This is a genomic window from Chitinophaga filiformis, assembly GCF_023100805.1.
GTDB lineage: Bacteria > Bacteroidota > Bacteroidia > Chitinophagales > Chitinophagaceae > Chitinophaga > Chitinophaga filiformis_B.
Window position 1 is genome coordinate 4486741 of the sequence record NZ_CP095855.1, and the last position, 12405, is coordinate 4499145.

Consider the following 12405-nt stretch of genomic DNA (forward strand, 5'->3'; position numbering starts at 1 on the left):
GGATAAATTGTTTTACATTTTCATGCCACCTTCAATTACTCCCTTCAATGCCTTGGACACCAGCTTGTCTCCATCAAAAAATGAAACCGTAGCCTCGTTCTTTATAATAAACTGTGAACCCTTCCAGTAAGCCACATAGCCTTTGAAACTATCCAGTTTCAGGACCTCGCCGGTAGCATTGCTTTGCACCTGCACATAGGCCAGAGAGATTGTTTCGTCTTTGCCGAGGTTGATATAAAATGTGTAGTGGTAATCAGCATCTTTCTGATACCCGATTTCAGTAAAAGTTGCTTTTACAACTTTCGCATCTGCAGCATTTCCAAAAATGAATGTGAACGTGGAAGCAGCAATAAAAAATAATAAATAGAGTACTTTTTTGTTCATAGGCCTCGGCTTTAGTTGACAGAATTTTCATTAACTCCGGTACAATTTAACAAATTTTTAAATATAAGCTCCCGTTTTATTGCTTATGGGGATAAATTCTTTGCTCATGTGCAGGCTCCTATGGAGAGGCGAATTTTTTTTGTGCCTGATTATCAATCACTCTGAAAAAGTGTGCTGAACTACTTTCCTGATAGCATTTTCGTATAGGCGATACGTGTTTCGTGTTTTAAATAACAGAGGCCAAATTAGTTATGAACGTTTATGTCTTATGCTTTTTTCTCATTTGTGGATATTCGCTTCACAAGCCTAAGAAGAAATACGTTAAAATTTTTTTTAACGCTTGTACGCTTATCGGGTCATAAATCTTGTCATATAGTCAAACGAAATAATTTAATTGATAATGCGCATTGTCAGTTTGATTATCTACTACAATTCATATAGCATTTTATAAAGGTTATAACAGATGAACAGAATTTTGATGTTTCTCGCGGCGTGTTTGATATCGATGCCAATGTTTGCTCAAACAAGTTTCTATATCAGAGGACAACTTGGGAAACTACCAGCTCCGGCAGTGGTTTATTTAGGCTATTCAGTAGATGGTGAGGCTGTATATGATTCAGCATATGTAGAGAACGGATTTTTCAAGATCATGCAGTACGTGCCTTACCCGGTGAACGCGCTGTTGATGGTAAGCCGGAACGGAGAGCCTGTGAATTTTTTCAGCAGCAAGAATATTGCGCATTTGTATATAGAACCAGGCGCCAATATCTGGCTGACTTCAGATGAAGACATCTCCAACTTTGAGGCGACAGGCTCGAAAACACAGGACGAATACCTGGTGTACCAGACACATATGGCGGAGATCAATGCCAAAATAGAAGCATTGACCACCGAATCGTCCAACACGATGTTCTCCGACGTTAGTACACAGGGTATTGCTGCGAAAAGGAATTACATGGAGCGTTTCCGCGCGGCAATGGACGAGCGCAAAGTAAAAATGAAGGAGTTTATCCAGCAGAATCCGGAAATGTATATCAGCATCGACATCCTGGAAGAATATGCAGGCGCCTTCATAGACTATGCAGACGTAGAACCACTCTATAGAGTATTGAGCGACAGAACGAAGAAGACTATACGTGGAAAGGCTTTTCAGAAGAAATTGCTTGAGTCGAAACAAGCTGCTGTAGGTACCGAGGCGCCTGATTTTACACAGAAAGATCCGGATGGTAACAAGGTGACCCTCTCTTCCTTCAAAGGAAAATTCGTACTGCTGAACTTCTGGGGTAGCTGGAACTCTGCTTCCAGGATTGAAAACCAGGAGCTGAAACAGATCATGAAGGCTTATGATAATAAGAAGATAGTGGTGATAAACGTCGGCCTTGAAGCCCGCCGGGAACAATGGACCAATGCACTTAGTGAAGACAGGCTCACGGGCTATAATGTGTCTGACATAAAGTTCATGAAGAATGAAGTAGCCGTGCTTTACAAGATATCTGCCGTGCCACAGAATGTATTGATAGACGATACAGGAAAGATCATAGGCAGGAACCTGAAAGGAAAACAACTGGAAGAGAAGCTTGATAGCGTGATCGGTAAAAAGTGATCGAATAATATATAAACGGGGACCATCTGAATGGGATCGCTGCCTTACATTTTGCAACAATAAAAGGCTGCTGTCTCAGGGCAACCTTGGCAGCGGTTCCGTTCAGGTTTTTCATTCCCGGGCCGCAGGCCCGTGGTTACAAGCAGAAGGCACGCCACGGCGTGCCTTCTGCTTTATGTCTCTGAATATGTGTTGCTACTGGGGGGAGGGCTCGTTGTGTTTCCGACGGTCGCATACGTGGTTATATGCATCCGCCCGTGGGCGCGTTACAAACATCGTCCCGGGGTTGTCACCCGCGTTACAAACACCGTCCCGGGTTGTCACCCGCGTTAAAAACGCCGTCCCGGGTTTGTCACCCGTGTTACAAACACCGTCCCGGGTTGTCACCCGCGTTAAAAACGCCGTCCCGTGTTTGTCACCCGTGTTACAAACACCGTCCCGGGGTTATCACCCCGGGCTACAAACACGGGACTCCTGACGGAGTCCTATTATGTTTTGTTAATGATGTTGTGATAATTTGATGTTCTCCCGTGTCAGTGTGCTGCTGGTGCTGGAAACATCGTCGTGGGGTTGCCCGGCGTTATGAACATCGTTCCCGCGATTATAACCCCGCGCCCCCCGAGTTATCAACCCGGCTATGAACATCGGGACTCCATCAGGATTCTTATTGTGTTATGCCAACTGTGTTGTTTGTGAATGTCGGTCAGGCAAACTTTCTGATCAACGCATCAGCTGTCGCTTTGGCAATATACATCCCTTCTGTTATCGGTTCCTTTTTCGTTAGCGTTGTATGCGATTTATTGCTGCTGTCTATGTCCTGCATATAGGAAGATACGCTTACCATCGTATTGCGCATACATCTGGGACAATAGTGCAGCGTTACTTTGAGAACAGGTTTACGTTCTGCATATATTGGCGTCAGTTTCTTCACAAATACCAGCTGCGGCAGGAAACGATATTGATGATCCTCACCTTCCATTTCTTTCAGCAGATGAAAGTTTTCCAGTTCTGCATCAAGCAGGTGGGCATGTGCCTCTCTGTAATAGTCGGCGCAGTCTTCACAGAAATAGGTTTTGGAACTATTTACCCATCTGGCTACCAGCAGGAATGCCGCCAGTTCTGCTGTATACCATATGTACTGAAGGCCTTTTCCGTATGGAAGGCTGTACATATCCACCTGGTTTGCACGGGCATTGATGATCTTCAGTGTGGTCAGCGGATTTAAAATGCCTCCCCAGAAGGAATAGCCATAATGCCAGTGCAGGTTAAAGAATGCCCATTGTGTTGACCATATGATGTAACAGAGCAGCACCGGTATCGCATTACTGATGGTTTCATTCCGGCATTGGCAGCGGCCAACGATGAAGGCACACAGGATGGCGGCCCCGAAACTTACCAGTCCCAGGATAATGAAGTTGAGAAATGTGATCGGATTGATCCGGCAGAGTATATAATACAACCAGCCAATAAAGACCGCGAACAGAATGCCGGTCAATGTAAAAAGGGTCAGGCGTTTAGCGTCGAAACGCCCCGAAGCCTTATAACAGGTGCCAGGAGTGTGCATAGGATAGGGTAATGATCAGATAAATAATAGATACGCAAGATAAGAAGGATAAGTATAGTTTTTTGTATTTTTAGCTGGATAACATTTTAAGCAGCTAAAGGGAACAGCGGTTTTACGCATGCAGCAAGACACCGATAACGACCTGTTATTAAGGATGAAAAAAGGCGACGAAAGCGCCTTCAGGGAATTATATGACCGGCATAGCAGGCAGGTGGCCGCTTTTGTGTTCCACCTGACCCATTCCGCCGTAGATGCAGAAGACATCCTGCAGGAAACCTTTATGAAGCTATGGGCCAACCGGGAGCAATTACCGGTTATCGTCAATCCCGCCAATTATATCTTTATCATTGCCAGGAATAAGACCCTGGACCATCTCCGGAAGATCGCGCAGCAGCAAAAACTGGTGGACCATGTGTGGGCCAATATATCCAGCGTGGCAGACGCCCTTGATCTGCAACTGGATGCCCGCGAAAGCCAGCAACTGATCAACGCCGCCCTTTCCCGGCTCACGGAGCAGCAGCGCACTATTTTCCGCCTGAGCCGCCAGGAGGGGCTGGATCATGCCGCTATTGCCAGTCAGCTGCAATTGTCCAAAAGCCGGGTTAAAAACGTACAGGTGGAAACATTACGTTTTCTCCGGCAATTCCTGTCCCGCCACTCAGAATTATTGCTTTTCCTCTTCGTACTGACCACCCCCTAAAAAAATATTTTAAATATCCGCGGTCCTATTTTCTATCACATCCGTCTTTACAGTATATGCCTGATCATCAACAAAGAATTGCTTATCTCTTAGAACGTTATGTGAATAAGTCATGCAGCCGGGAAGAGCTGGATGAACTCTTCGCAGCCATTGGCAAGGGAGATGATCCGGAGGCGCTGGAGCGTTTCCTGGAAGAGAGCTGGCATGCAGACCTGGCAGCACCTGATATTGATTACGAACAGGTATATCAGCAGATCAGGCCCGTACAGCAGCCCCGCAGGGCTGTCATTACCCTGAAACGGGTGGCTGTGGCTGCCGCATTCGTACTGGTAGCGGGAGCAACCTACTGGCTGGCAGCACGCAGGCAGGCCGTACCTAAGCCAGCGCTGGCAGAACAAGCCCTTCCGGCGTCCATTGCGCCCGGCACCAACAGGGCAGTGCTGACCCTGGCAGATGGGTCGGTGGTGACGCTGGACAGTACAGGTAAACAGGTGATCAGGCAGGGAGGCATCGCTATTCAGCAACAGAATGGACAGTTATCATACGGCAGTCAGCCGGCAGACGGTACCGTACACTACAACAAGCTGACTACGCCAAGGGGCGGACAATTCAGGGTGGTATTGCCCGATGGCACAAAAGTATGGCTCAATTCGGCCTCCATGTTACGTTATCCGACGGCCTTTACCGGCAGGGAGCGGGTTGTGGAGCTGGAAGGACAGGGCTATTTCGAGGTGGCGGCCAATGCGCAACAGCCATTTAAGGTGAAAGTGCATAGTATGGAGGTACAGGTACTGGGTACCGACTTCGATATTATGGCCTACAGGGACGAGGCCTCTATTAATACTACCCTCCTGGCAGGCAGCGTCCAGGTGAAGGAAGGCAGCAATGAACAAATATTACGCCCCGGCCAACAGGCGGTAATGAACAATGAAGACCATCAGCTTACGGTCAGAATAGCAGACATCAAAAAAGTAACCGCGTGGAAGAACGGATTGTTTGTATTCAATAACATGGCTTTGCCCGCTATTCTGAGGGAAGTAGCCCGCTGGTACGATGTGGATATTGTCTACATGGCCAGTCCCGGAACGGAATTGTATGGGGGCGGTATTGGAAGGAACCTGCAACTGGCCGACATACTGGCCTTGCTGGAAGGAAACGGCTATAATCATTTCAGGGTCGAAGGAAGAAAGGTAATCGTATTACCATAGTAAATATCAACCAGGAGGACAATCAAATAAACCGGAGATGCTCGCAACACCTCCGGTGTGTTATCTGGTGTCCTCAATAAATCGCTGTAAGACCATTTAAGTACCACCAAACACTGCAAAAGTATGCATTTCGACTGTTATGTACAGGCCCGCTCTACGCGCGGGCTATCAACCAAAATTTGCCTGGTTATGAAACTGACCACGTTCCTGCTGTTGGTAAGCATCCTGCATGTGAGTGCTGCCGGGTACTCCCAGAAGGTAACTTTAAATGCCAAGAATATGCCCCTCCGGGAAGTATTCGCAGAGATCATCACCCAGACCGGGGTCTCTATCATCTATTCGGAAAAAGTACTTTCCAATACCGTTCCCGTTACCTTCTACGTGAAAGACGCCCCGGTACAGGAAGTGCTGGAGCTCTGCCTACGCAACCAGCAGGTAGCATATGCACTCGAAGGAAAGAACTTCGTTATTAAGAAACTCGCCCCTCCGGCGCCGGCGGCCGATTCGCTGATAACGGTCACGGGAATGGTCAGGGCGCCCAATAATGTACCCCTGCCCGGTGCTACAATACTGGTAAAAGGTACAAAGAAGGGTACACAGACAGACAGCCAGGGACGTTTTGTGCTGCGCGACCTGCACCCGGGAGATATACTGGTCATCAGTAACATCGGCTTCGCTACCAAAGAGGTGCCTGCCGCTGCACAGATCAACCTGCAGCTGGAAGAGGATACCCGCAATTTTAATGAAGTGGTGGTGGTAGGGTATAGCGACAAAAAGAAAAGTGAGCTGACCAGCGCCGTGAGCGTAGTATCGGCAGAGAAACTGAAAGACGTTACCACCAATGATGTCGGCAGCATGCTACAGGGTAAGGTAGCCGGCCTGCAGGTGGTGAACAGCTCAGGTGTGCCGGGTACAGCGGCGGAGCTCCGTTTGAGAGGCGTATCGTCGGTGAATGCTTCACAAAGCCCGCTGTTCGTGGTAGATGGCATCATCGGCGGCAATTATGATCCTAACGATGTGGAGAGCATTACTGTATTAAAAGATGCAGGCGCTACCGCCATGTATGGTTCTCAGGCCAATGCCGGGGTGATCATCGTTACCACCAAAAAGGCAAAACTGGGGAAGACCCGCTTTGAGGCAAAGGTGACCACCGGCTTTCGTAAACCGGATTTTGGCAGGATGAAGATGCTGACAGGCAGCGAATTGTACGACCGGCATAAAGAATTTTACCGGGACTATATTCCGGGCACTGACAATAATTCCTACAAGATCGATATCCTGAAGTTTTACAGTGAAAGACCTCAGAGCCTCCGTGGTCAGAATTATAGCTGGCTGAATACCATGTTCGAAACAGCCCCGGTGCAGAATATCTATTTATCAGCCAGCGGCAGTACAGAGAAGAATGAATATTACACAGGTCTTTCCTACTATAATGAAAAGGGAACCTTCATGAATACAGGTTTCCAGCGTATCAACCTGCGCGGGAATTCTACCTACCATTTCTCTAAACAGGTGAGCCTCACCAACAATATCAATATCAGTGGATCTACCGGTAAAAGCTATAACTACGATGACGTATATTATGCTTACCTGAACATGCCCTGGGATAATCCCTACGACGCTAAGGGACAGCCGGTATACGTAGATGGAAATTCCACTTTTAAATGGTGGTCGAGAGATAAAGTGAATCCCATACATACCATCAGGAACTCCAATCACCCATATAAGAACTTTGACGTTAACTATGACTTGGGCCTGAATGTGAACATTACAGACTGGCTGTCCTTCTCCAGCAGCAACAGGGCCGCCGTCAGCTACAACAAGGGTACTGATTATTATTCATCTGTCGTAGCAGGGCAATACAGCGGTACCGGTTTCCTGAATGAGCTGAGCACTTTATCGTATGGTATCATTTCCAACGATCTGTTGAAGTTCAATTTCCGTAAAGGAGATCATAGCATCAGTGGCCTGGCGGGTATCGCAATAGAGAACAGTAAAACCGAAATACTGGGCGCCTCCGGTAAAGGTTTGCCCGAGGGGCTGAAGGTGCTGAACGTAGTGTCTAACAATCAGCTGGTGACCGGTTCGAATGATCAAGCTATTATACAATCGTTTATCTCACAGCTCAGCTATGGTTACAGGGATAAATATTTCCTGACAGGGTCATATCGTGTGGATGGTTCAACTGCATTTCCTTCCAGCCGCCGTTACGGTTCTTTCCCCGCTGTATCTGCCGCCTGGCAGATCAGCAATGAAGATTTCCTGGTGGGCAATAAGCTGTTCAGCAACCTGAAACTGAGGGCCAGCTATGGCGTAACCGGTACACAGGATATAGGCTCTTCCCGTTACCTGGGCCTTTATTCACTGAGCAGCCAATACAATGGAGGAACAGCTGCCACGCCGTCACAATTGCCCAGCCCAAACCTGACCTGGGAGAGCAAAAGGCAGCTGAACCTGGGCCTGGATGTAGGTCTGTTCAACAGGATCAATTTGACGGTGGATGCTTATAATAACGTAACGAACAAGCTGCTGTTGCAGGTGCCGCAACCACTGTCAGTCGGCTTCGAGCAGCGTTGGGAGAATGTTGGCAAGGTGATTAATAACGGGATAGAATTCACGATCAGTACGATCAACATCAAGACCAATGATTTTGAATGGACAACAGACCTGAACTTCAACTATAACACCAACAAGCTGAAGGAACTGCCCAGCGATATTACCCGTACGCAGCCTACCTGGAGCATTTCCCAGATATACCGCAATGATGGTAACCTGTATGAGTTTTACATGCCGAAATGGCTGGGCGTAAATAAAGAAACAGGGGCGCCGCAATGGGAAGTGATCAACCGCGATGCCAATGGCAAAGAGATATCGCGCGCAGCTACTTCCGATTATGCCAGCGCCACCTACCAGGAAGTGGGTTCGGCCCTGCCGAAGCTACAGGGGGGCTTTAACTCGCAATGGACATACAAAAATCTCTCCCTCAGTGTGAACGCGTATTACCTGACGGGCAATAAAGTGTTCAGCAACAGCCTGCGCTTTGTGATGAACGATGGGAACGAACCGTATTACAACCAGATCAAACTGCCTTCCGGTTATAAGATCTGGACACATCCGGGAGATGATGCAACAGAACCCAGTCCGCAGAACGCTGCCAATTCCACAGAAACTTCCACCCGTTACCTGAAAGACGGCGACTTCCTGGCTATCCGTAATATTTCGCTGTCTTACAGGCTGCCCAAACTATGGGTAAGCCGCTGGCATATGGATGGGGTAACGCTTTCCCTGACGGCAGACAATGTATATACTTTCACGAAGTTCCTCGGACAGGATCCTGCTACAACTATTACCTCCGGCAGTTATGTAATGCCTGGCGTATCGGATTTCAAATATCCGAACAACCGCCAGTATCTGTTCAACATCAATATCAGGTTCTAGTAAACTATCAGCACATGACAACAAGATTCCTTCTTATCATACTTACTTTTCCCTTGCTGTTCGGCAGTTGCCTGAAAGACATTACACCGAGCGACTCGCTGACACCGGGCACCCTGACACAAACCACACAGGGCCTGAAACAGGCATTGAACGGAGCCTATGCGCTGTTCAAGGATCACGTGGAGTTCAATGGAACGACAGACCTTAATAACATGTACCTGCGGCAATATTTCCAGATGAGTGATTTTGCCAGTGATGATATTGTGTGCGCGCAAACCACTACAGATCCGCTGTATTATAGTTTCTCGCTGAACCATACGCCCACGCAGACAAACAGCCGTTATTTCTGGTATATCTCCTATAAGATCATCAACGACGTGAACACCGTGATAGAGGCTGCAGAAGCTATACAGAATCCGGATGCAACAGTGAAACAGCTGATCGGTGAATGTTATTTCCTGAGGGCATTCTGCCACTTTAACCTGGCCAGGTTTTATGCCCGTCCTTATGCAGAAGACCCTGCTGCCGCTGGTATCATCGTGCGTACATCTACCGGCGATGCGTCGTCCAGGGCGCGGTCGACCGTAGCAGAAACGTACGCCGCTATTATTGCCGACGCAGCGAAAGGCGCGGAGCTGATGGGACAGCAGCGCGGTGTGCAATACGCTTCCCAGGAGGCGGCATGGGCATTGTTGTCGAGGGTATACCTGTATAAAGGCGACAATGACAGTACTATTTTCTACAGCAATAAAGTGATCAATTCCGGCAGGTTCGCATTGGAAACTGCCACCGGTTTTAAGTCGATGTTTGCCAATGCAGGCGGCAGTAAAGAGACGATCCTTTGTGTGGCCTTTACAACGGTAGACGATTATGGAAAGGCGGGTTCTATCGCCTCTATGATCTACTCTGATGGTAATTCCGGCTGGGGAGAGGAATTCGCATCACAATCGCTGCGCGATACGATGGCTGCGCATCCGGAAGATGCGCGCTGGTCTTATATTGTACCTCTGAAAGACGGCTCCGGCAACCTGCAGAAGAAGAACGGTATTGAAACCTACTATATTACCAAGTTCTCCGGCCAGGGAGGTAGCCCGACACTGAGCTCCCCTATACTTTTCCGCCTGGCAGAAATGTATCTCAACAAGGCCGAGGCAGAAGCGAAGGCAGGCAACACCGCCGCAGCGCTGGCTGATGTGGATCAGATCAGAAAGAACAGGGGGCTGGAGGGCGCGCTGTACAACGGGCAGCTGCCTGCAGGTAAGACCGCCCTGGAAACAGTGCTGAAGGATAGGAGGATAGAGCTGGCATTTGAAGGGCACCGCACTTTTGACGTGTACCGCAATAAACTGAGCATGAACAGGACCTACTGGGGCTACCATCTGCCGGGACTGAAAGAATCAGATATAGATCTCAGTAAAAGGCCTGCGGGATATGAGAATATGATCATTGCCCCGGACAATAAACGGGTGGTCTACTACATCCCGATCGATGAGATCCAGACCAACAAACTGTGCTCACAGAATCCTTAATTCATGGCTTAAATCCTGATCACTATGCGTTCATTCAGATATATATTCTTCATAATAGCGGCAGCGCTTATCAGCGGTTGCAGCGACGACAAAGTAACGCCGGATGCTGATGTTTTTTATGAGGTCAGCATCAATGGCAACGACGTCACCTTTACAAACAAAACCACGGGCGCCGTGTCCTATAAATGGGATTTCGGCGATGGAACCACCTCGGAAGAGGAAAGCCCGGTACATACCTATCCGGGGAAAGGCAAGTATGTACCTACCCTGTATGCCACCACCAAAGAGGGTAAGGTGACCGAGGGTTCGACGGTCCTGTATATTGCCAAAACATCCCCCGTAAAACTGGATGATAATTCCCTGGCGGACTGGGATCATGTAACAGACCATGACATCACTGCGGGTGCCGGGGAAACGTATTTCAGGCGGGCAAAATTCGATTATGACGCCTCTTATGTTTATGTGTATCTTGAAATGAATTCGAAGGCGGCAAATGCCGATATATTCGATTTTTACATGGATACCGACAACAACGCAGGGACGGGCCTGCTGACCGGTACTTTCCCGGAGGGCGGTTATGACGTGTTGCTGGAGGGCGCTGTGCTGGCAAACTGGTTTGATGCATTCTATCATAAAGGCGCTCAGAATGCCTTTACTTTTGATGCCTCCGGTGTAACGGAATTCTATACCCTCGGTACGCAGCAGCAGGAAGGCAATGTGCTGAAGTTTGAGCTGCGTCTTTCCCGTGCAAAGCTGAAGGGCCTGGCGGCAACTACAGGGTTGCGCATTGGCATAGAGGCAACCAAAGGCGACTGGTCGGCCACACTGGGCGATATACCAGGAAAGGGGCTGCCATCGGTGCTGATCAATTTTGAGCAATAAGTGATCTTAGTTAATTAACCCAACATCATAATGGAAAAACAGACCGGCCGTTTATTATCGCTGGATGTCATGCGGGGAGTGATCATGATATTACTGGCGGGCGAAAGTTGCCGGGTATATGAGTCGATCAGCGAGTGGCATGACAATGCTTTTATCCGGCAATTCTTTCATCATCCCTGGCATGGTTTGCGTTTCTGGGACCTGGTGCAGCCCGCATTTATGTTCATGGCGGGCACGGCCATGTATATATCCTATGAAAGCAAGCGCCGGAAGGGCGTGAGCTGGGAACAAAATTTCAAACATATCGCTATACGCAGTGCAAAGCTCTTCCTGCTGGGAACGGGCCTGCATTGCGTATATGCAGGCAAACTGGTGTGGGAACTGTGGAACGTGCTGACGCAATTGTCCGCCACCGGCATCATTGCTTACCTGGTCATCGGCCGTTCCTATACTTTCCAGATCAGTACAGGCCTGCTGCTGATCCTGCTGAACGACATCCTTTACCGTAGTATACTGGTGCCGGGTTTTGATCAGCCCTTTGTTGAATACCACAACTTCGGCGCTTACATGGATACGCTGCTGATGGGCAAGATCAATAAGGATGGCTGGGTGGCTATCAATATCATTCCAACGGCCGCGCATACGGTATGGGGCGTAACGGCAGGAAAGTTATTGTCTTCAACCCTGGAGGGCAATCGTAAAGCAGGCATACTGGCCCTTGCCGGGGTGATATTGCTCTGTCTCGGGTTCGGCGCTGACCTCACAGGTATATCGCCCATCATAAAAAGGATCAGTACTGCCGGGTTTGTACTGGCTTCTGCCGGCTGGGTATTGCTCATACTGTCTTTCCTTTACTGGTGGATAGACGTACGCGATCACCAGCGTTATGCCTGGATAGCCGTAGTAGTGGGGATGAACGCGATATTTATTTACCTGTTCTTTGAGACGGTTGGCGCGCAATGGCTGAATGGGGTAGTGGGCATTTTTGTACCCTGGCATATACCAGCTGCACTCACAACCTGGGCATTGGAATGGTATCTCTGCTACTGGCTGTATAAAAAGAAGATCTTCTTTAAACTATAAAGCTCATAACAATT

Annotated in this window: 9 protein-coding genes; 7 read left to right on the top strand and 2 right to left on the bottom strand. The window is 48.6% G+C overall.

The genetic code is table 11. The features are described 5' to 3' along the window. Positions 1 to 12: 12 nt before the first annotated feature. Complete coding sequence (locus MYF79_RS17635) at positions 13 to 384, bottom strand: hypothetical protein (RefSeq protein ID WP_247808970.1); 372 nt, start codon at positions 382 to 384, stop codon at positions 13 to 15. A 511-nt stretch (positions 385 to 895) separates the two neighbouring features. On the opposite strand from MYF79_RS17635, the gene MYF79_RS17640 reads away from it, so the two are divergent. Further along, on the top strand, positions 896 to 1987 hold the full coding sequence (locus MYF79_RS17640) for a TlpA disulfide reductase family protein (RefSeq protein ID WP_247808971.1): 1092 nt from the start codon (positions 896 to 898) through the stop codon (positions 1985 to 1987). Between the two features lie 703 nt (positions 1988 to 2690). On the opposite strand, the gene MYF79_RS17645 is transcribed toward MYF79_RS17640, so the two are convergent. After that, positions 2691 to 3551: a hypothetical protein gene (locus MYF79_RS17645; RefSeq protein ID WP_247808972.1), complete on the bottom strand. Its 861-nt coding sequence runs from the start codon at positions 3549 to 3551 to the stop codon at positions 2691 to 2693. A 118-nt stretch (positions 3552 to 3669) separates the two neighbouring features. Here MYF79_RS17645 and MYF79_RS17650 point away from each other — a divergent pair, with 118 nt between their 5' ends. The 6 genes from MYF79_RS17650 to MYF79_RS17675 all read left to right on the top strand — a co-directional run bounded on the left by MYF79_RS17650 (position 3670) and on the right by MYF79_RS17675 (position 12391). Beyond that, positions 3670 to 4251: an RNA polymerase sigma factor gene (locus MYF79_RS17650; protein WP_247808973.1), complete on the top strand. Its 582-nt coding sequence runs from the start codon at positions 3670 to 3672 to the stop codon at positions 4249 to 4251. Positions 4252 to 4307: 56 nt separating this feature from the next. Continuing rightward, positions 4308 to 5459 (top strand): FecR family protein, encoded by a 1152-nt coding sequence (locus tag MYF79_RS17655; RefSeq protein WP_247808974.1) that lies wholly within the window; start codon positions 4308 to 4310, stop codon positions 5457 to 5459. A gap of 189 nt (positions 5460 to 5648) precedes the next feature. Next, entirely contained in the window at positions 5649 to 8897 is a 3249-nt protein-coding gene (locus MYF79_RS17660) for a SusC/RagA family TonB-linked outer membrane protein (RefSeq protein ID WP_247808975.1), read from the top strand. Between the two features lie 14 nt (positions 8898 to 8911). Next, entirely contained in the window at positions 8912 to 10426 is a 1515-nt protein-coding gene (locus tag MYF79_RS17665; RefSeq protein ID WP_247808976.1) for a RagB/SusD family nutrient uptake outer membrane protein, read from the top strand. Positions 10427 to 10450: 24 nt separating this feature from the next. After that, complete coding sequence (locus MYF79_RS17670) at positions 10451 to 11308, top strand: PKD domain-containing protein (protein WP_247808977.1); 858 nt, start codon at positions 10451 to 10453, stop codon at positions 11306 to 11308. A 30-nt stretch (positions 11309 to 11338) separates the two neighbouring features. Then, positions 11339 to 12391, top strand: a complete 1053-nt coding sequence (locus MYF79_RS17675; RefSeq protein ID WP_247808978.1) for an acyltransferase family protein — start codon at positions 11339 to 11341, stop codon at positions 12389 to 12391. Positions 12392 to 12405: the final 14 nt, after the last annotated feature.